The sequence below is a fragment of the Nitratifractor salsuginis DSM 16511 genome (assembly GCF_000186245.1).
Taxonomy (GTDB): domain Bacteria; phylum Campylobacterota; class Campylobacteria; order Campylobacterales; family Sulfurovaceae; genus Nitratifractor; species Nitratifractor salsuginis.
The window spans coordinates 1,163,235-1,187,393 of sequence record NC_014935.1 but is presented as its reverse complement, the minus strand read 5'-3'; the positions used below and the strand labels follow the sequence as shown (position 1 = coordinate 1,187,393).

At 52.9% G+C, this 24,159-nt stretch carries 22 protein-coding genes and 1 tRNA gene; 21 read left to right on the top strand and 2 right to left on the bottom strand.

The genetic code is table 11. The annotated features are described in order from the left end of the window. Positions 1-244: 244 nt before the first annotated feature. The 21 genes from NITSA_RS11405 to NITSA_RS05875 all read left to right on the top strand — a co-directional run bounded on the left by NITSA_RS11405 (position 245) and on the right by NITSA_RS05875 (position 22,965). A complete protein-coding gene (locus NITSA_RS11405) occupies positions 245-388 on the top strand; it encodes a helix-turn-helix domain-containing protein (protein ID WP_169308532.1) in 144 nt (47 codons plus the stop codon). Then, positions 385-2,070 (top strand): portal protein, encoded by a 1,686-nt coding sequence (locus tag NITSA_RS05970; protein WP_013554119.1) that lies wholly within the window; start codon positions 385-387, stop codon positions 2,068-2,070. Before NITSA_RS11405 ends, NITSA_RS05970 begins: the two co-directional genes overlap by 4 nt. A 154-nt stretch (positions 2,071-2,224) precedes the next feature. Then, on the top strand, positions 2,225-2,620 hold the full coding sequence (locus tag NITSA_RS05965) for a Thoeris anti-defense Tad2 family protein (RefSeq protein WP_013554118.1): 396 nt from the start codon (positions 2,225-2,227) through the stop codon (positions 2,618-2,620). Between the two features lie 11 nt (positions 2,621-2,631). Then, a complete protein-coding gene (locus NITSA_RS05960; RefSeq protein ID WP_013554117.1) occupies positions 2,632-3,192 on the top strand; it encodes a hypothetical protein in 561 nt (186 codons plus the stop codon). Positions 3,193-3,291: 99 nt separating this feature from the next. Further along, positions 3,292-4,218, top strand: coding sequence for an SU10 major capsid protein (locus NITSA_RS05955; protein ID WP_013554116.1), 927 nt, complete (start codon positions 3,292-3,294; stop codon positions 4,216-4,218). Continuing rightward, positions 4,218-4,628: a hypothetical protein gene (locus NITSA_RS05950; protein ID WP_013554115.1), complete on the top strand. Its 411-nt coding sequence runs from the start codon at positions 4,218-4,220 to the stop codon at positions 4,626-4,628. Before NITSA_RS05955 ends, NITSA_RS05950 begins: the two co-directional genes overlap by 1 nt. Positions 4,629-4,701: 73 nt before the next feature. Continuing rightward, a complete protein-coding gene (locus NITSA_RS05945; protein WP_013554114.1) occupies positions 4,702-5,700 on the top strand; it encodes a hypothetical protein in 999 nt (332 codons plus the stop codon). A 10-nt stretch (positions 5,701-5,710) separates the two neighbouring features. Then, entirely contained in the window at positions 5,711-6,136 is a 426-nt protein-coding gene (locus NITSA_RS05940; protein WP_013554113.1) for a hypothetical protein, read from the top strand. Positions 6,137-6,155: 19 nt separating this feature from the next. After that, positions 6,156-6,638: a hypothetical protein gene (locus NITSA_RS05935; protein WP_013554112.1), complete on the top strand. Its 483-nt coding sequence runs from the start codon at positions 6,156-6,158 to the stop codon at positions 6,636-6,638. 27 nt (positions 6,639-6,665) lie between these two features. Further along, positions 6,666-7,130 carry a hypothetical protein gene (locus NITSA_RS05930; protein ID WP_013554111.1) on the top strand — a complete coding sequence of 155 codons (465 nt, stop codon included), beginning with the start codon at positions 6,666-6,668 and terminating at the stop codon, positions 7,128-7,130. A 6-nt stretch (positions 7,131-7,136) separates the two neighbouring features. Continuing rightward, positions 7,137-9,731: a hypothetical protein gene (locus NITSA_RS05925; protein ID WP_013554110.1), complete on the top strand. Its 2,595-nt coding sequence runs from the start codon at positions 7,137-7,139 to the stop codon at positions 9,729-9,731. A gap of 1 nt (position 9,732) precedes the next feature. Then, a complete protein-coding gene (locus NITSA_RS05920; protein WP_013554109.1) occupies positions 9,733-11,235 on the top strand; it encodes a hypothetical protein in 1,503 nt (500 codons plus the stop codon). Positions 11,236-11,253: 18 nt separating this feature from the next. Beyond that, on the top strand, positions 11,254-11,814 hold the full coding sequence (locus NITSA_RS05915) for a hypothetical protein (protein WP_013554108.1): 561 nt from the start codon (positions 11,254-11,256) through the stop codon (positions 11,812-11,814). Positions 11,815-11,883: 69 nt separating this feature from the next. Beyond that, positions 11,884-12,489 (top strand): hypothetical protein, encoded by a 606-nt coding sequence (locus NITSA_RS05910; protein ID WP_013554107.1) that lies wholly within the window; start codon positions 11,884-11,886, stop codon positions 12,487-12,489. A 1-nt stretch (position 12,490) separates the two neighbouring features. Further along, positions 12,491-13,525: a coiled-coil domain-containing protein gene (locus NITSA_RS05905; RefSeq protein ID WP_013554106.1), complete on the top strand. Its 1,035-nt coding sequence runs from the start codon at positions 12,491-12,493 to the stop codon at positions 13,523-13,525. Between the two features lie 15 nt (positions 13,526-13,540). Next, a complete protein-coding gene (locus NITSA_RS05900) occupies positions 13,541-14,791 on the top strand; it encodes a hypothetical protein (RefSeq protein WP_013554105.1) in 1,251 nt (416 codons plus the stop codon). 2 nt (positions 14,792-14,793) lie between these two features. Then, positions 14,794-16,188: a hypothetical protein gene (locus tag NITSA_RS05895; RefSeq protein WP_013554104.1), complete on the top strand. Its 1,395-nt coding sequence runs from the start codon at positions 14,794-14,796 to the stop codon at positions 16,186-16,188. Then, the gene (locus NITSA_RS05890) at positions 16,188-17,177 is read left to right on the top strand and encodes a hypothetical protein (protein ID WP_013554103.1); all 990 of its coding nucleotides are present in this window, start codon (positions 16,188-16,190) and stop codon (positions 17,175-17,177) included. The genes NITSA_RS05895 and NITSA_RS05890 overlap by 1 nt, the downstream gene beginning before the upstream one ends. Positions 17,178-17,186: 9 nt before the next feature. Beyond that, positions 17,187-22,118: a DUF6782 family putative metallopeptidase gene (locus NITSA_RS05885; RefSeq protein ID WP_148224947.1), complete on the top strand. Its 4,932-nt coding sequence runs from the start codon at positions 17,187-17,189 to the stop codon at positions 22,116-22,118. Between the two features lie 50 nt (positions 22,119-22,168). Beyond that, entirely contained in the window at positions 22,169-22,585 is a 417-nt protein-coding gene (locus tag NITSA_RS05880; protein ID WP_013554101.1) for a 3TM-type holin, read from the top strand. Then, positions 22,585-22,965 (top strand): hypothetical protein, encoded by a 381-nt coding sequence (locus NITSA_RS05875; RefSeq protein WP_013554100.1) that lies wholly within the window; start codon positions 22,585-22,587, stop codon positions 22,963-22,965. The genes NITSA_RS05880 and NITSA_RS05875 overlap by 1 nt, the downstream gene beginning before the upstream one ends. A gap of 123 nt (positions 22,966-23,088) precedes the next feature. Here the strand turns inward: NITSA_RS05875 and NITSA_RS05870 are convergent. Beyond that, positions 23,089-23,163 (bottom strand) — tRNA-Asn (locus NITSA_RS05870). A 72-nt stretch (positions 23,164-23,235) separates the two neighbouring features. Beyond that, a complete protein-coding gene (locus tag NITSA_RS05865; RefSeq protein WP_013554099.1) occupies positions 23,236-24,153 on the bottom strand; it encodes a radical SAM protein in 918 nt (305 codons plus the stop codon). Positions 24,154-24,159: the final 6 nt, after the last annotated feature.

Here is a 24,159-nt window from a genome sequence, read left to right as displayed (position 1 = left end):
GCTGCGTCACGGTGATATGCGTATAAGTATTTTCCGGCGATGGGCGATAACACATCTCATAAAGACAATGGCGGAAGCCGGGCTAACCGATACGCAAATCGCCGCCGCTTTGGATATGCGGCCCCGTGCTGTGCGTCTAAGAAAGAACAGCCCAACCCCAAAGGCGTTCCAGAGAACACTAAAACTATTTGGCAACCCCCTATCGGCGCTAAAAGCAAGCCGGGAGTGGGCATGTGAGGTATATGTGTCCCGCCAATTTGTCGAGTATCTGCTGATCGAGGATATGGCCCGCGCCGGATGGACCACGCGGCAGATTGTCGCCGCGACAGGCTTCGGGGAACGGCGCGTCCAGCGGATCGTCAAAAAAATAAGAGAGGAGCAAGAATGACAAAAAAAGAGCTGATACTCAGCATGATCGACGAGGCAAAGAAAGGTTTCGACCTGTACCGGGACGACTTTTCAATCCTTGAAGCGGGATACCTCAACCTCCTGCCGGAGGAAACGGTGAAGTCCCTGCGAAGGCGTCGCAAAAGCCATATCACTCCGAAGATCATCAAGGCCAAGGTCCGCAAGGTGGCAATCTCCGTGATGAAAACATACTTCGAGAACGAGGAGTTTGCCAAGTTGACGCCGCAAGTGCCGACCCCGGAAAGCATCAAGGATGTGCAGAAGCTCCAAAGAGCCTTGGATGAATGGACGACAAAGCGGATCAATCTCTACACCCGCTTCAAACCCTCAGTATTGGACGCATTGATCTACGGCACGCCGATTATGAAAATCTACTGGGCCGACGGGCAGCTCCGTATCGAGCGCGTGAAACTGAAGAATATGTATCTCGACCCCAATGCCTCCAATGTGTTTGACATCCAGTATTGTGTCCACCGGGTCACAACGACCATCGGCAACCTGCGACAGCAGTTTGGGAGGAAGTTCAAGTGGAAAAACTATATCGGCGACAGCGAAGACGGTACCAGTTACCTCTCAAGTGCCGACCTTGGGGATGCAAGCCGCATCGAAGTCCGGGACGTTTACCGCTATCAGAGTGGGAAGTGGTATGTCTCCACCGTTCTCCCGGGCGATGCGTTCGTGCGGCTTGACGAGCCACTGAAAGACGGCCTTCCCTTCATCATCGGGAGCGTCGAGCCTCAGTTTGTCCGCCTGGATGAGAGCAACGCGGTGGAAGCCTACGGTGGAAGTTTCATCGAGCCGATGATTCCCCTCCAGGAGGAATACACCGTCACCCGCAACCAGCAGATCGACGCGATAGCCGAGAGTCTTAGTAAGCGATTTTTGGCGACGAAGACCTCCGGGCTGAACGAGAAAGACCTCTTGAGCAATCGCACGAAGATCAGCGTCTCAAGTCTCAATGAGGTCAAGGAGCTACAGGCTCCGCGTATCGACCCCAGTATCTTCGGCATCGACCGCCTAGATAGTGAGATGCAGGAGGTGAGCGGGATCACCAAATACAACCAGGGCCTCAACGACCCGCACAACCTCAATCAGACGGCCACAGGCGTCTCCATCCTGACCGAAGAGGGCAACGCCGTGATCGCGGACATCGTTCGAGCGCTCAACGAAAGCTTTTTCGAGCCCGCGATCCGGCGGATGGTCCGGCTGATCTACAAGTATGGAGAGAGCCCCATTTTTTACGGCCTTGACCGGACAAAAGACCTGAGATTCTACGTCACGATCAACGCCGGAGTAGGGGCGGTAAACAACGAATTGCTACTCAATAACATCGCTGCGGCAGAGGGCGCCGCCCTCCAGAACGTCAAGCTTGCCGCCGAGCTTCAAGATGCGGAACGTGCCAAGCGGTATATGGACGTACTCGACGAGCTTTTCAAAGAGAAGTTGAAAGCGCTCAAGCTTAGAACACTCATCCCAACACTGAAAGGAGAAACAGACGATGAACGAAGAGACACCGGAGACGGAACAGACGGAGGTACCGGAGGAGCTGGAGCTTCAATCCCTCAAGGGGGAGCTGAAGTCCCTGACGGAGCTGCACAACTCGGCGGCGTTCCAGGCGTACCTGGAGAGGCTGACGGAGAAGTACAACCAGCTCTACCGTGACGCCGTAACCGACCCCAAGATCGACGACCACGTTATGCGCCGGAAGATCGAGCAGCAAAGAGGTGTCGCCTATGCGATCAACCTTGTCCCTATGATGATCGACGATATCAGGGGCGAGATCGAAGCTATTGAATTTGAGGAAAAGGAGTAGACAATGGCACCAAGACCCACTAAAGCAGAAGCAAGCAAGCCCGCTCAAAACGAGACCAAACCCAAAACCGAGGAGGTGAAAGAGGAAGAAGCGAAGATCGAAGATCCCAAACAGAAGACGCCTGAAAATGCTGAAGATACCCCTGTACCGGTTCCTGAACCTACACCCGATGAAGCGACCGAGAAAACAGAAGGGCTGAACATCCTGGAGGCTCTGGAAGCTGCCGGACGCTCCAGAAAGGTTCGGCGTGCCGGATGGCCCAAAGAGCTGAAACACCACTACGTCACCATCTATCGGGGCGAAACGCGCCCCACTATGACCAACGGCAAGAGCGGTAGCCCCTACGCCCCTTCGATTGTGGACGTAATGGCTAAAGACTGGCAAATCATCATCGACTAAAGGAGAACACGATGCAAGAGACACCCCCTATGACCCCTGAAATGTACGCGGAGCTTATGCAGCAGCAAGGACAGCAGCCCGAAGGAGGAGTGCCGCCCCAAGCCCCTGCTACGGACCCCGGCACGATGCAGCCTCCCGCCCAACCCGCACCGGCAGCCCCCGCCGCCCCCCAAGGCGAGCCCTCTCCCGAAGAGATCGAGCAGGCGAGAAAGCTCCTGGGGCTTGACAAGGTGGATCAGATGGAACAGGAGTTCAAGCAGCTCAAAGCCAAGGCCATCAAAGATCAAATGCACGCCAAATTCCCCAACGTCCCGGACGACGTGGTGGAAGAGGAGATCAAAAAGTTTGAGGCGGTAAACCCTCAGCTGGCCGAGGCGATGCGCACGACCCCCGAGGGTATGGAAATGGCGTACAAGGCGGCCCTGGCCTCAATCAGGCCCAACGAGAAACCCGACAACCTGACAAAAGGCAGCGAGACGGGAGAGAACGAAGGCAAGGACGACCTGGCCGAAAAGGTCAAATCCGGCAAGGCCGACGAGGTTGATCTGGGATCCTTTATTCTCGGCGCGTAAAATTCGGGGGATTTCTACTCCCCCGACACTTTTCTATTTCCCCATACACCACAATCCTGAAAAAATGCACGATATACATCAAACTATAAGGATTGTGAAATGGCATTGACCACTTACAACAACACCGTGAATCAGAAACCTTCGGTTCTCGATTCGATCATCCTGCAAGGGCCCAGCCAGGTTCCCTTTCTCAAGTGGTTTGGTCGAGGCGATGTGAACGCCCCCAAGCACGCCTGGATCACCGACCGGCTGCGTGACCCCAAGCCCAACTACAACCTGGAGATCACCGGGCTGGAGGAGGACACCGAAGACACCAAGGTGATGCTGGACAATGTGACCCAGATCGTGAAAAACGAGTTCGGGCTCTCCCGCAAAGAGCGGAGTACCGCCCGTTACGGACAGAAAGAGTGGCCCTACCGCGTCGGAAAAGTCGGCAAGGAACACGCCAAGGACCTTGAATTCAACCTCCTGGGACTGCAAAACGACTCCGTGTTCGACAACTATGTCCCCGGAAGCGACACGACCGAGGCGCGGATGGCCGGGATTTTCCACTTCATCCCCAGCGAGCACCGCAAGGACCTCAAGGACGCCAACGGCAATCCCACCGTGCTGACCTACGACAGCCTCTCCGAGATCATCGAGCCGGTATGGGAACGCGGCGGTATCGAGGATGAGAGCTTCATGTTGATCTGTGGTACCTCCGTCAAGCGGGCGATCAACCGTTTTGCCGGAGATCAGTTCTTCCGCAAAGTGAGCGGTAAAGAGAAGTTCGACCCCACCCTCTTTGAGCTGGAAACCGACTTTGGAACGGTTCAGGTCAAAATTCACCGTCTCTTCAACCAGGAGAAACTGAGAGACAAAATCCTGGTGGGCAAGCTCTCCGAAGCCCGCATTATGTTCCAGACTTCGACCGAGTTCACGGAAGTCCCCACGGACAAGACCGCCAAATTCGGGCGCTACTACACCGACCTGACCCTTGAGGTCAAAAACCCCGACTATTTCGCCTGTGGCGAAGGACTGAAGTAATGACCTACGGGGAAGCCAAAGAGTTTGTCTCCGGCTTCCTGCTGGGGGATAACTCAAACCCTGAGATCAGGCCGCTTCATTTCAAAATGGCGATGACCGAAGTAGGGATGCTGTGCGTTCCCGAAAAGCTCAAGGCCGAATACACCGGGGCGGAAACGGACGTGCTGCGCCTGCTCCCGTCCGAAGAGGTGGAGAGAGACGGCGAATACAAGACGGTTCAGCACTACGTGAAGATGCCGCCGGTGTCGCAAGCCATCGACGACGCCGACTCTATGCCCATCGACGAGCAACTTTCGATGGCGGTGATCTTTTTCGTCTGCTCCTACCTGAGCAAGAAATACACCGACCGCTATGAGAAAAAGGCGGCAGCAGCCGTCAGTCTCTACGTCTCAAACGTATTGGCGGCCTGACACTCTGGCCCCGATATGCCACGGCATATCGTAGCGAGCGTGTCGCTCCAACATACAACCAAAGGATATACAAATGGCAGACAATGTAGTTCAAACCCTGATCGAGCAGATCGGGAAACACTGGGGATGGGAAGTCGGTGACAAGGTTCGCCAGGAGATCAACGCGGTTGTTTCCGCCCAAGATGTGGACATCGACCAGCTTCAGGCCGCGATCCAGACGATCCAGCAACTCCTGGACGCCGACCCTGATACCGAAGAGTTCGATGTAGGGCAGAACATCGTAACCCAACTGAGCGACCATCTGGCGCGTATCACCTCCCTCGAAAGCGATATGGCGACGCTCAAGGGTGATGCGACCACCGTCGGCTCCGTAGCCTACGCCGTCAAACAGGAGCGTGATCGTGCTACCGCAACTGAAGCCGGGCTTCAGTCCGATATCGAGACCCTGAACGGCGATGAGACCGTCGAAGGATCCGTCGCCAAAAAGGTCAAGGACGCCGTGGATTCCGAAGCGGCTGCACGCCAAAGCGCTGACGCCAACCTCCAGTCCCAGATCGACGATCTGACCGGCGGAGCTGAAGGCTCCATCGCTTCCGTCCAGAGTGAAGTCGATGCAATCGAGACCGGCGCTGGCTTGAACGACAACGGAAGCTATACGGCCAAATCCGATGCCAACTATATCGCCGACGCCACAAGCCTGAAAGACGCTGACGACAAACTGGATGCCGCCATCAAGAGCACAAGCGACGCGACCGCCACAGCTCAGGCAAAAGCCGACGCCAACGAAGCCGCCATCAATACCCTCAATGGTGACGAGACGGTAGAAGGCTCCGTAGCCAAAGCCGCCAAAGCCGCCCACGACAGCGCGGTGGCAGATGCTCAAGCCTATGCCGATGCCACCTTCGTAAGCAAGCAGCAGATCGCCAACATCAGCGCCGCTACCCTGGCCTCCATCTTCCGCCAGGCACTCGACTGTGGCTTCGACGGCAAGCCCAAAGACGATGTTCTGAACGGAACGGGTGACTGTGCGACTGCCAGCGGTGACGATGGTGGTGACGGCGCCGTCATCTAAGGGGGACTGAATGGCCCTCTATAAAAAGGAAGTCCTGGTAAGGCCCAATTCTTCGGCCGATTTTGAAGCGGCGATGAATTTCGCGCGAGACTGGTTGATGAATAGCTTTCAGGACAAGCCGGAAAACAAAGACGAGAACGGGAATTACATCGACTACTTTTTTGCGGCGGTCACGTTCGCCAAGGGGCACGCGACAAACGGCGGACAGATTTGGCTGATCTTCGCGCCGCCTTGCGAGCAGAAGTATTCAATGACCCCCGATCCCAATACGGGACGGATCGAGTTCATCACGGCAGACCTTGACGGCGTGAACGCACGCATCGAAGCAGTCGAGCAAACCGTAACCGAGAACAGTAACCAGATCGAAAATCACGAGGTGCGCATCGAAGCACTTGAGAACACTTCCAACGACGAAGTGGAAGCAACAGTAATCTAACAAATAAGGAGAAAGAAAAATGCATACACCTACACCGGGGCAAACAGCCACAAGAGATATGAATGAAATGCTTGCTATGGTTTTCGGATTCACCCCGCGATCAAGGGAGGACGCTCCGCTCACTTATGAGCAGCTTGACGCAAATATGGAGAGCTGCCTTGTCGCAATGGTGTTCAAGGAGCTTGCCCACGATAGCCTGCTTGAACTCCCCGCAATCAACAATGCACAGATGCCACCTAATGATGGCGAGGAGGTTGCTCTCACCCCGATTATGGGGTATGCAGCTATTCTCTTAAATGATCCGCTTGGTGGTGGCTCAAGTTTTTCCGGGACACTGAATTTTAGCGAGGACGTCTCTGGATGGTTCTACTCCCCTGGCTATGAGACGGCCAGAAAATTCTCTGGGCAGTCTGTGTCTTGCAGTGGGGACGACTTTGTTTTGGTGGTAGCAACAGGCAACAACAACGTAACAGTATCCGTTCCTGACGCCAGCGCATCCTAACTAAGTAACTCAGAAAGGAGGTGCACAATGGGGAGATACGAGCAGGCGGAGCATATTGAACCTGGGTATAGCCAAAGCGGGTATGTAGAGGGAGATAGCGCAGGGTTCCTCCCTGATGGAATCTCCGGCGTCTCAATGAGGTTCTTTGTTTCAGATGGGAAGGATAATGGCCCGTCCCCACTTGACACGGTAAAAGGGCTCATTTCGGAACAGCAGGTAGGGCTTTTGCTCTATCCTGAAACTGGTGATATCGTTTTAACGTCGAAAACCGAATCTGCAAAATTTTCCGGTGTTACCGATGATATTAAACAAGCGATAGCCGATTTGCAATCAAGGGCCCCCACAATTCTCCAACCAAGCATCGTGAATGCAGATGGTGAAGAAGTCGCAGGGGCCACAATCACCCAGACAGGAAACAACACCTTTGAGGTAACAGTCCCGGATGATCTGGTCGCTACCGGGTATAGGCTGAAATTTTCGGCTGTGGGGTGATTTAAGATGGCAAACAAGTACATCGAGATAAAAGCTGACGGATCGGTAGTTGTCTCTCAAGGCATCTTGGATGAATACCCAGAAATAAACGCCTATATCGACAACGGGAAGCTCATCGTGGAGAACGTTTGGCACGAAGAGTTTTTAAGGACAATCGGGCCTGGGGTATTCTGGTGCGAGGCACAAGAGTTTGAAAGCTACGGCGTGCTCTTTAGAGATGGGAACAGGGCCGTTGTCGATTCAGTCGATGGGCTTGTCGTACGATATATGAGTCATAACCCCAGCGATCTTGCACTAGAGGGGCCTATTGCGTCAGAGAATATGGAGCGCCTTATTTCCCCCTATGGTGGCATTGCTATCGACATAAGGGGAGAGCTCGAAAAATATGTCAGTGGAGGGCTTTCGCTAGATAGCCTTGCGACAATCGCCGCCGGGAAAATAAGGAGCGGAAAATTCGATTCTGTGCTAGATGGGAATGCAGTCAAGAGCGCAATCGCCGAGAATATTCAAGTGGTCCCCAAAAGCGAGATAAGCAAATTTCTCAACTCTGCTATAGATACGACAGAGATTTTGTCAGGGTTCTCGTCTATGGTGGGAGGAGAAAGATTCTCAATCACCGGATATGGGAACGACGGGTATATTCATATTGACGTGGAATCAGCCGGGAAGATACAGCTTGATTCTGATGATACTCCAAAGGATGTATCGGCGATTGAAAGATACTTGATTGACAACCATTTTTCTTTTTCCGGCGGGATGGGTGCAATACTGAATCCAGTTCCTCTTGGAGTAATAAGGGGGATGAGCGATGGTGGGATTCATACACTCCTTGGAAAGCACATCCAGAACGGAGATATACTTCATCGCATCGTCGTCACAAGCAAGGCTGGGGCAACAATGGACGGCAGTCTCGATAATCCAGCCTTTGACGCAGAAATGCCATACGTTGACCTGAATTATGACGCTGGGGTTACACCAATAGAAACAGTTGCGGAAATGATTGTGCAATTTTTCAGAGCGTATGGTGAAGCACGCGTATTGAGAATCAATGGCGGGGCCGCAGTATACAAGCCAGATACGATAGCCGCCAATGATTCTACTCCCGAAAATCTCACGGTCCTAGGAAACGTCAGGTTTATTATGGGCGCGTTCGCGTTGGCGCTTCAAAGTGGTGCGCCATTGCAATTATCGTCATTGTCTCTAGTCGGTGATCTATACATTCCTGAAAAAATTGCAGGCGGGATTACTCATCTTTATGTGAACGATTCCAGAGGGCAGTATCAATTCGACTACTCTATTTTGCCTGACAACATTGAAATATCCGGCGGGGGGTGGGATATTTCGCCGGGTGGGACACTGACAATAAGCAGCCCAGAAGGAGCGGCTATTCTTAAAAACGGCTCAATCATGTCGCGGGTATCAAACATACATATCCCGTCCCCCAGTACTGGAGATGGGGCATATTTGTGGAATATCGATGATCCCAGTATCCCCGTATCAATCAACGGAATTGAAGAAGTTGGACCACTCCCGGACACAGAAAATGCGCGATTGACAGAAATACAATATGCAAGATACTGTATTTCCACCGGGAAAACATCCTTCAACTGCTTATCTTCTGAAGTCGCTCTAGCAATTGATAGTACAGATGGGTTAACAATCGCCCATCAAAGGGACGATAACACTGAGGCGCTTTTCCTGGTTGGTGCTTTCAAAAAGGCATACGATGGCACAGATGTGAGCGCCGGGATAATTGGCTCCGGTATCCAAGGGTGGAGAACGGCATTGAGGGATGTTTCGGTTAGGGGCGCCAGACTATTGGGTCCTGGACCAGAGTCTAACCCATCCCCCATTGCGGCGGATATGCTGAGAGAAGGATTGTTGTCGGACGGAGATGTTACTTGCCCCCACGCAATCAGGGCAGAGGACAAGGCTATTATCAAGGACATCTTGAACGCCTTGGCTACTGCGTACATAAACAATATCAGATGGGGCGGATATGGCGGCGGATCACAGATACCAGAGGATAAAAGCAAAAACCCCACCAATATTCTGCGCGAGATATATGACAAAATTTTCTCAGATGAAGGCAGAATCGAAGCATTCACACGCGGTGAAACAATAGATTATACGTCACATGATGGGTATGTATCATTGCACATTTCCCGTAACGGGATATTGCAAGACCCGGCAGCGTTAGCGTTTGGGAAATTGATTGTTGATGGTGACAATATATCCCTCACATACGATGATCCCCATGACTTCAAGGCCAGCAACGGGATCATAAGGGCAAGAATGTGGGATACAGGAAGAGCAGACGGTGGTTTTTCTTACGCGGCTGATACTGTCGCAATGACGGAAAAATATGTTTCAGGCATCCATGTTGATCCAGATGGGAGCATTGATGATATCCCGTATATTGATCCGCCACAACCTGGCCCATACAAGCCATCAATAAGAGTTGAATACACGCCCACAAAAAAAGATGACGGGACAATCGTTGTCTCATATGCCGCGTATGATGAAGACGACAACGATATAACCGACCAATTCTCAACCATTACGATAGGTGATGGGTTCCTTCACAAAGAGGAGGTATAGCATGGGACGGCACGTAAACTACGGCGATTACCGATGGGAGTGGGACCCCGACAACCACACCATAACAATCACCCCGAAGCATATTGATAGAGCTGGCAGCACGGGCAAGTTTGGTCTGGGTAACGCTGTAATCGACTTAAATATTGCACATCCTGAGACAAAGCTTACGCAACCAATAACTGGAGAAACAACATCTGACGGCCTAATCCCCCCGGATTTTTCGCACATTAGGCGCTGGCACGCCTATCCAACACAAATGGCAAGCGTAACCAAGGAGCTTACTGGTTACAACGGGTGGAAGCATGAAATGACCTATATGGAAGCCTCGGCTTGCCGCGTTGTAGAGGTCTCCGCGTCAACAGTCCGTGAAGAGGGTTACTCGTGTAAAAGGGCGGGTGGCTGGTACAGGCTGGACAATGGTGGGCTGGCTCAGGGCGGGGTCTTTTACCCTGTCTCCGTTGGGGGAAGTGTCGGTGCCGCCGATCAAGTTGTGAAAGTCGGGGAGGATATATTTTTATTGTCTGGTGGGGCCGTGAAATGGTGCAGAAGAAGCCTAATCTCTGAAACCGGCCTCTCCTCCCCCAGCACAATTAGTGGAACCATGCTCAATCTAATCGAGAGAGAGAAGGGTGGAATGCTGCCCCAGGATTTTGAAATTCTAGAAATCGCAGGTGGTGGCACTTTGAAAGCCAGATGCTCGGATGGGGTAGCATACATTTTCAGCGTAGAAAACCCTAGCAGGCCGGCAATTGTTGGAAGAGTTGACAACGCAGGAAGAGTAACTAGCCACGGAATTTATGTGTACGACAGCATCGGGAAATATTATCGTACAGGTGGTGGAACGGCTCCGCTTGCGCCATACCTAGAAGGGGAAGTCGTGATGGTTAAAGAAGGGGCTCATAGCGATGCCATTATTAGAAAAGATGATGTTGCTGGTGCCAGTTCACCAATCGCCGACAAAATTTCAGACGTAATTGTCACGGGAACACCGGGCGCTTACGCGGTTAGGGGGACACAAGTTGATGCCTATGGGGTGATTGTCCAGAAGAGAGACGCGCTGGGAGAAATAAGGGTCTGGAAGTCTGGCTCTCCTGTAACGCCATCTGATATTTTGCCGCCTTCGCAAGCAGATTACTTTGCTAACAATAGACAAGATTGGAAGACTGAATGGGCTGGTGCGGGGAAAACAGGCAACGTTGTGGGCGAACCGGATACGTGGTATTCCCTCCTCACGGCTCCCCATTCATCCGAAAGGGACATCTCGATGCTGGTTGTTTCGCGCGGCGGAAAACTGTATGACGCCAGCGATAGCACGTGGAAAGAGCTTGAGACCACCACAGAAAAAGGCGCGGACTTGATAAGCTATATCTACGCTCACGATATGAGCAATGTATATGCAATTGATCCAGGTGCCCTAACCGACATAGAGCCCTTTGACGTTGACGGGCTTATCTTCACGTATTCGGACAATAGGTGGGTCGATGTGGACCTCAATCAGCATTAACATAAGAAAGGACAGAATATGAAAACATATCAAGTAAACCAGAACTTTGTGGAAGCACTCAGCACGCGCCGGACACTCTTCGGTGCACCGGCTACGGATTTTGTGGTGTATTACGCACCCCTCGACAATTTGGCCCAGACGACCGTGATCGACGGTGGAATGACCGAGGCGGTGGAGGAGATCGGAACGGCGCACACCGCCACGACTACGGCAGCCTCTCCCTATGGAAGCCGGGTGCTGCATATCGACAGCGCCAACGGCACCCTGGAAGAGGGCGACGTGATCGAGTACGCAAGCGGAAAATACGCCTACATTATGAAGATCGCCGGTGACAAGGTGTATCTCAAAACGAAACTGAGAGCGAACGTCGCAAGCGGCGCAACATTGACGCAGGTGGGGAACACCGGGGAATATGCCAGTGGCACCATCGCTATCCCCGCTGCCGGGGAATACTCCCTGACCATCGAAAGCCCCTCTCACGGAATCGTCGTTACCGACCGCGTGCGGATCACCGAAGAGGTCACGAGCGCACCCGACACCGACGCACCCGAAGAGGACACGGTAGCCGTCGCCTACTAATGCCGGGGGCTTGCTCCGCCCGACACTTTTCTATTTCCTTCTACACCACTCCTTCCCTATCCTCTTTTTATGATTGTGCGCATTGATACTACCAACATTGCCAGGGGCCGGGAGTTTTCTCTTTACGCGAAGAACTCCAATGGTCTCCCCGTAACAGTCCGGGCACTCAAGCCAAGTACCGGAGAGGTGACGGCTATCGAAATGCAGCACGGCACGGCGGGAGGTTTCGACGTTTATACCGGCACGGCACCGATTCTCGATGGCTACCTGATTGCCACAATAGGCAAACAGAAGATCGCAAAGAAGATCGGCCATCCGCTTCCGTCTTTCGTCTTGGGCTACAAGGACGGATATACCGTGCCATATGAAGCCTACGACATCCACGGTAGCGTGATCGCATCAGGCAATCTGACCGACATCGGCGGGGGCTATTACTACACGATGATCCCTCCTGAGACCCTGGTGGTGAAGGCTCTCAAAAAGCATTTTCTGGTGAACAAGAACCTACTCAAGATGGAGTATGAAATCACGATGGAGGGCGGTGCTCTCAATTCGACATTCGACAATGCTCAGATGGACAACCTCACCCTGCCGGATGTGGAGCTGAAAGATGTGACCCTTGGTGACGCCCAACTAGACAGCACTCTGCCAAACGTAACAATCAAGGAGCTTTGATATGAGTATGGACTTACAGCTTTACAAGGACGCCATCGTCCAGACGATGAACGTCATAAACTCCGATCCAGACTCGGTGATGGCGAAAGCCGAAGCCCAGGTAAAACAATACCTGGAGGACAATACATCAATCACCGATAACGAGCGGGCTTCCATCTACGCCCAGTTTGTGACGAACGTTACGACCAATGCTGTTACGCAGGCTATCAGTGCCGCGACGCAAATCGCCATTGAGGGGCCGGTAAGCGAACAGAAAATCCTCAATATGCAGGGTGAGCTTGCCATCGAACAGGCCAAGAGCGATAGTGACATCGCGGTAAACAATCAGAAGATCGCGTCGATGCAGGCTGAGGATACCGCGAGAAAGAACGAAGTCGCGGCAAAAGTAGCCAAAGCGAAGATCGAGATCGAGCAGCTAATCCCTTCCCAAATTGCCATCAACGATAAAGAGCTTGAGATCAAGGGGAAGGAACTCTCCCTCAAGGATAAAGCGATAGAGCAGATGGACGCCGAGATCGCGCTGAAGCAACAGCAGGTGGCGGTAGAGACGAAGAAGGTCTCTATGATGGATCAGGAGATCGCCCTTAAAACCAAGCAGGTCGCCGTCGAGGAAAAGAAAGTGGGGCTTATGGGCGAACAGCTCAACGTCGAGCGGGAGAAGGTACCGCTGATCCGTGCCCAGGCGCAGGTGGAGGCGAAGAAGGTCTCCCTGATGGAGGCCCAGGTGGAGGAGATGCACAAGAAACTCTCCCTGATGGAGAAAGAGATCGCGGTGGAAGCCCAAAAACTTCCGCTTATGCAGGCGCAAACGGAAGTCGAGCAGAAGAAAGTCTCCCTTATGGATCAGCAAATTTCCGTAGAGAAGGAAAAGGTCAATCTGCAACGCGCCGAAGTCGATCTGCGCTATGCCGACATTTACTACAGACAGCAGCAGGCAAAGACCGTCGCAAACAGCCTGATCGTCAACGAGCGCATCGAGAAGATGAAGGCAGAAACCCAGCTCAAGATCGCCACAATCCAGGCGGCTTCAATCTAACGCAAAGGATAGAGAATGACCGTAGATACCGCATTGCAGACGATGCAGAAGATCATCGACAATACCCTGGAGGAGTACAATCAGTCCCCGGACTCCAAGGACGATCAGGGGAACCGTATCCCGCACCCCCTCGACATCGTAGATCAGGATGACGAGTTATTCGCCCTCGACATCTCCCTGAAAGAAGTGGCGCTCAAGGCGGCCCCCGTCTCTCTGCTTGAGACAAGCGGCAGTACAGCTCCTGAGCTTCGGCGTGTATCGACCGACTACTACATTCGTGTCCCGGCGGAACCGCAGACGGGGCAGAACCTCGACATAGACGATGGCCTATCCTATGCCGTCGTCTATCGAGCTTTGGGTAAATTGTGGCGTGAATACAGCGAGTATGAGCAGGAGTCCGAAGCCATTGTGAGCACTTATATCCAGGCTTATCGAACCTATATGGACGCCTTGATCGCCGGAACGGTGCAGAGTGACGCAGAGGCATATATCCGCTTCAGCGCAGACGGCAGCGAGTGGCACGACAGTTACACCCCCGGGGACATCTATATCAGCTTCCGCAAGATCGACACCGATAGCTGGACTCCGGCGATCCGTTTTGTGGGACAGGACGGACACGATGGGGAGGACGGCCAGCCTTGCAGCGATACGCAATTTGTCGCCCTCCAGGATACTCCGTCGGGTTATGATGGAATGGCGGGCAAAGTTGTGGCCGTCAAATCATCGGAAGACGGGGTAGAGTTTATCGACGCTCCAAGTGGCGGTGGCGCATCCAAATTCACCGACCTACAGGATACCCCGTCTGCCTTGACCGCCGACAAGTGGCTCAAGGTCAACGCGGCAGGCGATGCCATCGAGCTTACCGACGCGCCGAGCGGTGGAGGGGCGGTGACGCAATTCGGTGATAAAGTCTTTTACAGTGAAGACAGCGGTGATGTTGAGTTGGACGCTGAGACATATAATAGTTTTTATTTATATCCATCAGACAATACTACATACTCTTTCAAAAAATTCGATGATGACAATGACACGAGCACAGATCAAGTTTCCGGATGGTTTGGAACGACGTACACCCTTGTAATCGTAAGCATCGGAAACGTTGCTGTGTCTTTCGATACAAATGAGCAATTCTATGGGGACGTGAGCGTAGAGCCTGGCAGCAATAGTAATGGGACGAATATCTCGGCTACGGTCCTTGATCTGTATTATGATGGGGCGGGGTGGATAGTAAAAAATAGGGTAGTTATCACAGATTACAACGCATAGCTATGAAAAAATATGAAAAAGTGCCGTACCCGCGCCCAGACTACACCGACCCGGACCTAATCTCGGCAGAGATGGCAAATGGAACATTCGCTAAGGCTGTGCTTGATGATGTATCCCATTTTCGTCCGGTACTCGATAGATACAACGTCACAGAAGACAAGCTGGTGGAGCGGAGTGTGGAGAGTGGCGCAATCAAGCCGGAGGACTATGACCTATCAATGCGTGATGTGACGCTTGCCGGAGTTAACGAAACTGCCTGGCAGCCGTACTATGTTGAGTTGGAGGATCCTGAACCTGAGATAATTTATAACCCGATTGATTTCTACACGATGGTTGAGTGGCACGGCAGGAACAGTACAGAGCTGCCGGGGATCGCTTCGGATGATACGACTGGCTACCACCTGAGCACGATCTGCTATGACGACGAGAAACCAGGTCTCTTCGGCTTCAAAGAGATAAAAGATGAGGACGGCAATATCATAGAGCGTTACGCCGCCTATTACAGCCTGATTACGGAAACGCTCTCCATCCTTGGGAGGCTGCCGGACGGATACGACATCCAAGACGCAACCTACATCGGCTATGTGAGGGGTGCCTACATCCTGAACTTTGCTGGTGGACGATATGTCAGCTTCCTCTTTGACGGATCGGTTCTCCAGGCGGATGGCTACTCCGACCGCTTTGCCCCGCTTGGGGAATATGGATGTTTCGCCGTGACGGACGGGAGTAGCACCTATATTCTGAACACAAGATTTGAAAGACAGCTATTCGCTCCGCCGCTTGACGACCCCGGCGCCGTCCCGACAGACTCGATCCCAGGCGACTTCTGCGCCGCCGCTATGGGGCTATCTTCCGGCCCTACCAAATATCCTTTTGGTATCAGGGTGGGCCGCTCCCTTTACGTGGCGAAGGATAACAACTCTTCATACCGTTATAGGAACACCAAGAGGGGATGGATGGTGGCGACGGTCAACACCCCGGTATGGAAATACGGGAAGATGCTGAAATACGACTACGCGACAGATAATTGGTTCCATTCACCGCTCAAATTGCTACATTACAACATGATAGCTCACGGGATTTTTACCAGGCCGACTGTGCCGCCCCACAACTCGGTGGGAGAAGTCTCTTTCCCAAACTCTGACAGATATGGCGACTTCGCTAAGGTTGGGGATACAGTGTGGCATACCTACGACTTTAAGAAGTGGGAAAAAGTGACGGGAGACGGAGCGGATCAACTCTACGGATGCAGCGGAAGGGTATGGACGAAAGGCAGGAGCGATGGAATAGTGGGGCTTATGCCATACGCTATCGAGATAGTAGATGCGATTGATCCAAAAGGTGGGAGAAAAACCGTCCTTGTGTTTGAGGGCTTTATTTTTAGAGGAGGAGCGTAATGGCCTACTTCATCGACAGACAGAAAGACAAATACCGCCAGGGCATTTCCACCCAGCAGGGAACGAATGGGGTAGCTCAGGGCGGAGAGGGCTGGAAGAGCCAATATGGGCAGCAGACAAACTCCATCATCAATACGCTCACGTCCGCCGCCCCAAAATTCCAGGCACCGGAAATCAAAGATTCCCTTCTTTCTCAAAAAGGGTTCAATCAGGCTCTCGGCGTTGTCCAGGCGCGGAACAATGCGAAGCTGGATATGATGAACCGCCGCAACCTTTCCGGGGTTTTGGGTTCTCTCCTGGGGAATGAGACGAGACGGTACGGCATCGACACCCAGGCCGGAACACAGCGCTACGGAATCGACACGCGGGCAAAGACCCAGCAGGGAATCGCCGCACTCAACGCGAAGACCCGGATAAGGGGGCAGGACCTTGATGCGAAGATGAAAGACAAGGCCCTGCAGGAATCTGCCGCCTATCACAAGATCATGCAAGACTACTACACCGGTCAGCTCACAAATCAGCAGGCAAAACTCCAGCTTGAGCAAGCGAAACTCAATGCCCCCAGGAGAATCAGCCCCATTGATGAGCAGTATAAGCGGGCCAGGATACTCAAGAGCGCCGGGGGGATTGACGCCTTGATCGCAGATGAACACGCAAAGAATTTGACTAACGAGCAAAAAAACTACATCACCGCGCAATACATCCAAAAGGGAACACTCCCCGCCGGGCTAAAGCTGAAAGAAACGCATATTATTGGCAAAGACGACTACGAGCCGGTATATGTTCAGCCTAAGCAGCAAGAACCGGCGCCACAACAGCAGGCCCAACAGCAAGCCCCGGTAGTCACGGGGAAACTCCTGGACTCTCTATCCAAAACTATGGGGGTGGATAGAAGCAAGTTTAGGATAAGCGACGACGGGAGAGGCGTTGTCTTCCCAGACGGTAGTGTAATTCCCGCCTCTGAAGCCAGAAAGAGACTCGGAGTATAGAGAATGACAATGGCAGAAGAGTTTTTGAAAAGGACACAGAGCAGCGACCAGGATCGACAGCCCACAATGGCGGATCAGTTTTCGAGCAGCCATCCAATACATGAAAAAACAATGGCTGAAAAGTTCCTGGAAAGAACGCCACATCCTCCCGCTCCAAAGGCCCCAGCAACCACAGACACAAAGCGCTATGAAGCCAACGATCCCCGCGTACATCTGTCCAAGGCAGACGTGAAAGCTGCCGAAGCCAACAAGCAGGGGGTATTGGGCAGCTTCGCCAAGGGCTTCACTCACAACTTTGACGAGTATGCTTCGACGATCAATGACGCCGCAGATTGGTGGGCCGACAAGATCACCGGGCGCGATACCAAATTCTTTGAAACCAATAAGCGGTATTGGAACCGCCAAAAGCACATGAACGAGATCGAGACGGAAGATCACCCCATAGCTAAACTCGGTGGCGAAATCCTACTTGACCCCGTGAACCTGACACCAGCAGGTATCGCCGCCAAAGGAGCCAAGGCCGCAAGGATCGCCAAATCTGCGGCAATGGGAGCGCCTATCGGGTATGCGACCTCAATGGTGAAGAACGCCGGGTCGGATACGAAGCCGGAGGCCGTAAAACAGGATGAGAACGAGGTGAGTGCCGGAATCGTGGCGGCATTGAACGGTGTGATCGCGGCATTGACAAAGGGGAAAGTGACCGATGCCATTAAGGACGGCGAACACCTCCGGCAGGTGATGGCCCCACATCAGGGCAAAAGCAAAGATGGCAAAACTATCGGTGGTTTCGTGACAGGGGGAGAACATAGAGCACCTCGGAGAGACCAGCCCGGAGAGCTTGCAAAAGCGGCACTGGACACCTTGGCTTATAGGCCAGAGGCTCTTGGGATGAGCCGGGCAAAGGCAGACAAGATTCTTGATGACGTCAATCACGTTTTAGTGGGAGAGCCGAACCCCAAAGCTCTCAAAGAAGAAGCGCGGCTTAGGGCGCAAAAATCCAAAGAGATGAGAGAGGTTTATAGAGGGAATCTACCCGAAGCGTCCTATAAAGATGTGACTCTAACTGGTGGACAGGCTAAATATGGAGCCGAAAAGATCGAACGGAGGCATGGAAACAACACTCAAAGAGGATGGGTAAACGCCGAAGAGAAGTACGGCATTCCATTCCAGATTGACAATAAAAATAAGGTAGTCGATTATAGGGGTGATACTTATGTGACGAATGGGGCAGATGGAGCTACCATAAACTTAGGTGTTAGAGATTTTGGTGGGAAGAAAGAGGTAGTTACACTACATTCGGACAGAGGGCTGGAGGGACGCAAGCTTCCCCTCACTCTCAAGCCATCCGACAAAGCGGATGCGGGCTGGCCGTCCTCACGATTTTCCAGCCGTCAGCCCTCTGTATCTGAAAGTATAGCACAAAACGAAACACCGCCGCAAATCAATCCGTTCTCCGATCCGCTTGAAAAGATCATGCAAGACCCCATTTTTTACCACGCGCTTGAGCTGGCAAAAAGCCGTGAGGCGGCCTCGATGCGTTATGGGAAGATCAGAAATGCCCCACGGGATATCAGACAAGTAAACAACGGCAATGGCTGGGAAACACAAGTGACGAAAGAGCACGATATCCCGAACCCCAATGCGGACTTTTACTTGAGCAAAGCGGACGTGAAGAAGATCGAAGCGGGTAAGATCACTCCGGAGATCGAGGAGAAGATCAGGAACGACGTAGGGGTACTCCTTAATCATCCCGATTGGTCTGAGGATGCACACCGTATGCGGGAAGAGGCATACAATATCTTTGCCAATGGAGGCCACAACCTTGCAGCCGGGGCCGGACTTGGGACCCTGAACGCCGTATCGGGAGAGTATGACCCGAATCAAGACCTGACGACCCAGGTGGCCCAGAAGTTTATGGAGGGGATGGCTGCCGGTGTCCTGGGAACCGGAGCCGTGAAGCTCCTGGCTAAGCAGCGCCCCGAAGTGTATCAGCGGCTCCAGGAGCTAATCAACAGCCACGAGAACGGCGGAACACGGCTGGGAATGTTTGCAGGCTCCAAGGCGACCGGCTTCAAGGACGCTGAGGAGGCAGGGCGCGTCCATCCCGGCAAATACGACCTAATGCCGCGCTTCGAGATCGACGATAGCAAGTCTACTATAAAGTCTATTGAGCCTGGAACACACCGGCTTGAGGACGTTTTGCAACACGATGAGCTTTATAGGAATTACCCGGAGCTCAAAGATGTAAAAGTCACGTTTGCAGAAATGCCGAAGGGCGAAAAGGGATATTACGAGCCGGGAAAAAATGAGATCGTCCTAAACTCCACTATGCCCAAAGATGAGATCAGATCCTCCCTGCTTCACGAAGCACAGCACGCCATCCAGGATACAGAAGGTTTTGCCGGCGGAGGAAGCTACGACCAGGCACTACGAAAGATCGAAGGACGGATTTACGACTTAGAGAAAAGGAGCAGCCTATCCCCGCTTGAGGCGATGCGCTATAAAGATCAACTCGACGAGCTGAAGCGAGCCAAGGGTGAAAAGGCATTTGAGCTTTATCAGAAGATGGCCGGGGAGATCGAGGCACGGGAAGTCCAGGCGCGACAGGGGCTCACACCCGAGGAGCGCAACATCATACCCCCGTATGAGAATACAGGCACGCTGGCTCAAACCGGAAGTCCAGAAGCCTACAACTCCGCTTTTATGGCCGAACTTGACGGACGGCTTGCCGACCATAACTCTGCTGGCATCCACCCGGATGAGGCCACACTTGATTTTTCCGGCAGCAGGGCGGCCTCTATGGAGCGTCCCGGACGCAAAGGCTCAAAGAAGCTGGAGCATTTGGAAAGCTTGGTGCATAAAGAGTTTGACAGGGATTGGGCCGACATATCCAAGGGGCTCAAAGGGGATTTCAAAGTCCTCTTTACTGACACATTCTCCGGAGCATACCACGAAGCGAGGGACGCGGCTCAGGCAGCGAAACAGGCGGCGGCCAAGAAAGCGGCCAACATCCATCACGCGCTCAAACAGCTTCCGGAAGATAGCCGCGTCAAGCTCCATGAGTATATTGTAGGGGACATTCCCCCCGAAGCCGTGCCGCCCAAAATCCGGCAGATTGGAGACAATATCCGTGCTACGGTCAGAGAGATCGGGGATCAGCTAGTGCAAAACGGCATAGTGCCCCAGGAAGCTATCGACGCCTGGGGAGAGAACTACCTGAAGCGGATTTACGAACCCCACTTCCTCAAGGACAAGGCGCAGCAGATCGCCAACCGCCTCACCAAGCCTGTGATGAAGCGGCGCGGTAAGGTGATGGAAGTGACTAGGGGGCAGCTTGAGCGTATGCACGTAAGCGGCGAGATAGACCCGGAGCTTGTCGGTAAGCCGCTCAAGGAAGGAGGGATCGAAATAAGAAAACTCCCGAACGGAAAGTATGAGGTGCGCAGGGATTGGACGAAAGCAGAGCGCGAAGAGATGGGGGAGATCAAAGATGCCGCCGTGACGATCCCAAATACCATCGTTCACATGCACCAGCTCTTGGAAAACGCCAAGCTCCTAAAAGAGATCGCCCATATCGACGGAGCGGTATTGACCCCGGATATTGCCAAGCAATTCAGCCCGGAAGAGCTGGCCGAAAAAGGATACAGGAAACTCCCGGCAGACCCGCGCTTTGGGGCACTATTCGGGCAATGGGTGAGGAAGGATGTGGCAGATGATGTGACATATCTCAATGACACGATCCTGGAGCGCTACCTTGGAAGTGATAACGAAGTCGTCAAGGGGGCCGGGAAGCTGCTGAATTTGTGGAAGAAGGCCAAAACGGTGTGGAACATCCCGACACATTTTAACAACCTAACATCCAATATGTTCCTTATGCACTTGGCTGGTCTGAACCCGGCAGATATTGCGAAGAACCTGGGCTCTGCCGGGAAGATGATGATAAAAGCAAAGCGGATGAATGAGCTTGAGAAAAAGGAAGTGCTCAATGCTCTCAGTCGTGGAGAAAGACAGGAGCTATCCGGGCTCAGGAATGAACTCAAATACTACCGCGAAGCAGAAAACGCTGGATTGCTCAATACGAGCTATCTGGAAGATATGGGTGGCCTCGGCAACGACTTCAGGGAGCGCGGGACGCTTGGAAAAGTGGATGAACCCCTCTCAAAATTCTACCAGGCCGAAGATGCGGTGAATAAGCTGGCGATGTTCAAATTCCTGCGAGAGCAGGGCTGGGACGTCAAAGAAGCAAGAAAAGCCGTCGAGTCGGTTATGCCGGATTATTCCAGACCGATGGCAAAGGGGTGGAGGGCATTAAGGGACGCTGGGATTTCCCCTTTTATTGCCTGGACTTACTTCACTTTCCCGAAAATGGTGAGGATGCTGGCAAGTAAACGAGGGGCGATCCAGGCGGCGACCGCCCTTGGCGCACTTTATGGATTCTCGAAGCTTGCAACGGGCATAGGGAACCCATACTCCGACGAGCTACCGGACGACTTCAAAATGTCCCGTATCCCCTTCTACCGGGATGGCAGTCAAGTTACTACCTGGAAGGCCGATAAGGTTGTTCCTTATATGCAGATTTTCCATCCACTCCAAACAGCAAGAGAGATCGCCTTCCAGGGGCCGCTTATGCAGCTTGGTAGTGCGGCTGCGGGGATAAAACTCTACAATGGCCGCCCGATCACCAACCCGCATAAGCCCATATCTCAGCAGGCTTGGGACTGGACGAAGTATCTGGCTAATCAGTTTACCCCGGTTCCGGGGCAGGTGATGAATGCTGAGAGTTTGATTGAATCCCTGGTGCGAGACAAAAAGAACCGAAAGAGATCAAGCGACATCGTTCCCAGATCGACGCTCCAGGAGCTGCTTAAATTCTTCCCCGGCATAAACACGCTGACCTATGATGTTGATAAGCTCAAAAAAAAGAGAGAGCGACAGAAATAGGTTTCCTTTCGCCGCTTCAGAAGGATAGGATTCAAATAAAAAGGGATGATATGGGATTACTCGATTTCAACCTTGGTGACATCGGCGACGTGCTAGTAAAGGCAAGAGAGGCCCTGACCGGCAAATCCATCGAGGACCCGGTTAAAAAGGCCGAGATCGCCCTTCAACTCCAGCAGCTTGAACAGGCTATCAATATGGGGCAGATTGAGGTTAACAAGGAAGAGGCGAAGAATCCGAACCTCTTTACTTCTGGATGGCGGCCGGCAATCGGCTGGGTAGGGGCTATCGCCCTTGCCTACACCTACATCGTCGCACCTACGGTTGTATGGATCGCGGAGCTTAATGGCGTAGTGGCGAAACTTCCCACGATTGATACCGGAGTGCTCTTCAACTTGATCCTGGCAATGCTTGGCTTTGGCGGACTGCGAACCTATGAGAAGATCAAAAATGTGCAGGATAAACACTGATGAACATTGAAATAAAAGAAGCTATCGAGGCTATCGCTTTTGTCTCCGGGTGGGTGGCTGCGTTTACGTCTGTCAAAGTAAAAAACAACCAGGCTCTTAAAAAGCTTGAGGAGATCAAGCAAGAGATGGATAGAGAGGATAGATTGCTGCACGAAAGGTTGTCCGAGAAAAAGAGGATATTTGACGATTTCCGGCAGTCGGTGATGGCTGAGATTTCAAAAATCAAAAACGACAACCACAAGTTTCTGGAAACGGATCACGCAGAACGCAAATTCGCCACAAAGACTGAACTTGAGCTGATGATTAAGAATGTATCCACGCAATATCAGGCATTGTCGGATAAGATGGATTCTTTGATGGAGAGACTGCCAAAAAGGTAAACAAGTGTCGGCTAACTGTCAGCTGGAGTGTCAGTAAATTTGCACGAAAATGCACGGTTTTCGACTGACATTTGTTATTTTGTTTGAGTTAAAAGTGCCATAAAATGGGGATTTTGAGTGTAGTGGCTCCGGATGCTGGATTCGAACCAGCGACCAAGTGATTAACAGTCACCTACTCTACCACTGAGCTAATCCGGAATGGAAGAAGACATTTCATCGCTGAAATGTGGGTGGGATTATAATAAAAAATCCCAGCCCTGTCAAGAGTTTTCAGGCCGGAACGTAAAATTTTACTCCATTATTTTCCAAAATTTTGATTTCACCCTTTTCCAGGAGTGTTTGTAGGCGTTTTTGGCTCTCCGGGTCGAAGAGGATCGAAACATCCTCGGGAGTCAGGGGGCGTTTGGCGAGGGTGGTGAGGATCTCTTCGTCGGTGTAGCCCGAAGGGGTGATCCGGGCGATATCCCGCCGGCTGGCGATGTGGACGCTGAGGGAGGGGTCGAAGAGCAGGGAGAGTTCCCTGAGGCGTTCGTAAGGCACGGGGGCTACCCGGTAGGCGGGAGGGCGGTCGATGGTCCCCAGGTCGATCCGGTCGGGGCGCAGTTTCAGGAGGTAATCGTTGAGGGCTTCGATTTCGGAGGCTTTGTCGTTGATTCCCTCCACGACGAGGATCTCCAGGATCAGGGCACCGGAGAACTCTTCCCTGAAGCGCAGCATTCCCTCTTTGATCGCTTCGAGCTCGATTGAGGAGGCGGGGCGGTCGATCCGTTTGAAGCAGCGGGGGGTGGCGCAGTCGAGAGAGAGTTTGACCGTATCGAAACGGCGAAGTGTTTGGCGGATCTCGGGCCGGTCGATCGTCGAGGCGTTGCTGAGGATCAGCAGCCGGGGGCGATCGGGGATTGCTTCCAACCCGGCGACGACTTCGTCGAGATGGGGGTAGAGGGTCGGCTCCCCGTTGGCGGTGACGGTGAGCACGTCGATATCGGGGAACTCATCGAGCCCCCGGCGGACCGCTTCGAGGATCTCTTGGGGCGGGAGGGCCTCTTCGTAACGCTCCATAGGCTTGGCCGGGTCGAGTTCGCAGTAGACGCAGTCGAAATTGCACTGTTTGCGGCCGGGGCTCAGGTCGATGCCCAGGGATTTGCCGAAGCGGCGGGAGGCGATGGGGCCGAAGATGATCGAAGACATAGTTAG

Excerpts from the sequence above, each read along its gene's own strand:
- NITSA_RS05950 (WP_013554115.1), top strand. The coding sequence starts at position 4,218 with ATGACCTACGGGGAAGCCAAAGAGTTTGTCTCCGGCTTCCTGCTGGGG.
- NITSA_RS05920 (WP_013554109.1), top strand. The coding sequence starts at position 9,733 with ATGGGACGGCACGTAAACTACGGCGATTACCGATGGGAGTGGGACCCC.
- NITSA_RS05890 (WP_013554103.1), top strand. The coding sequence starts at position 16,188 with ATGGCCTACTTCATCGACAGACAGAAAGACAAATACCGCCAGGGCATT.
- NITSA_RS05930 (WP_013554111.1), top strand. The coding sequence starts at position 6,666 with ATGGGGAGATACGAGCAGGCGGAGCATATTGAACCTGGGTATAGCCAA.
- NITSA_RS05955 (WP_013554116.1), top strand. The coding sequence starts at position 3,292 with ATGGCATTGACCACTTACAACAACACCGTGAATCAGAAACCTTCGGTT.
- NITSA_RS05895 (WP_013554104.1), top strand. The coding sequence starts at position 14,794 with ATGAAAAAATATGAAAAAGTGCCGTACCCGCGCCCAGACTACACCGAC.
- NITSA_RS05925 (WP_013554110.1), top strand. The coding sequence starts at position 7,137 with ATGGCAAACAAGTACATCGAGATAAAAGCTGACGGATCGGTAGTTGTC.
- NITSA_RS05865 (WP_013554099.1), bottom strand. The coding sequence starts at position 24,153 with ATGTCTTCGATCATCTTCGGCCCCATCGCCTCCCGCCGCTTCGGCAAA.
- NITSA_RS05965 (WP_013554118.1), top strand. The coding sequence starts at position 2,225 with ATGGCACCAAGACCCACTAAAGCAGAAGCAAGCAAGCCCGCTCAAAAC.
- NITSA_RS05885 (WP_148224947.1), top strand. The coding sequence starts at position 17,187 with ATGGCAGAAGAGTTTTTGAAAAGGACACAGAGCAGCGACCAGGATCGA.
- NITSA_RS05915 (WP_013554108.1), top strand. The coding sequence starts at position 11,254 with ATGAAAACATATCAAGTAAACCAGAACTTTGTGGAAGCACTCAGCACG.
- NITSA_RS05905 (WP_013554106.1), top strand. The coding sequence starts at position 12,491 with ATGAGTATGGACTTACAGCTTTACAAGGACGCCATCGTCCAGACGATG.
- NITSA_RS05945 (WP_013554114.1), top strand. The coding sequence starts at position 4,702 with ATGGCAGACAATGTAGTTCAAACCCTGATCGAGCAGATCGGGAAACAC.
- NITSA_RS05935 (WP_013554112.1), top strand. The coding sequence starts at position 6,156 with ATGCATACACCTACACCGGGGCAAACAGCCACAAGAGATATGAATGAA.
- NITSA_RS05970 (WP_013554119.1), top strand. The coding sequence starts at position 385 with ATGACAAAAAAAGAGCTGATACTCAGCATGATCGACGAGGCAAAGAAA.
- NITSA_RS05875 (WP_013554100.1), top strand. The coding sequence starts at position 22,585 with ATGAACATTGAAATAAAAGAAGCTATCGAGGCTATCGCTTTTGTCTCC.
- NITSA_RS05960 (WP_013554117.1), top strand. The coding sequence starts at position 2,632 with ATGCAAGAGACACCCCCTATGACCCCTGAAATGTACGCGGAGCTTATG.
- NITSA_RS05910 (WP_013554107.1), top strand. The coding sequence starts at position 11,884 with ATGATTGTGCGCATTGATACTACCAACATTGCCAGGGGCCGGGAGTTT.
- NITSA_RS05880 (WP_013554101.1), top strand. The coding sequence starts at position 22,169 with ATGGGATTACTCGATTTCAACCTTGGTGACATCGGCGACGTGCTAGTA.
- NITSA_RS05940 (WP_013554113.1), top strand. The coding sequence starts at position 5,711 with ATGGCCCTCTATAAAAAGGAAGTCCTGGTAAGGCCCAATTCTTCGGCC.
- NITSA_RS05900 (WP_013554105.1), top strand. The coding sequence starts at position 13,541 with ATGACCGTAGATACCGCATTGCAGACGATGCAGAAGATCATCGACAAT.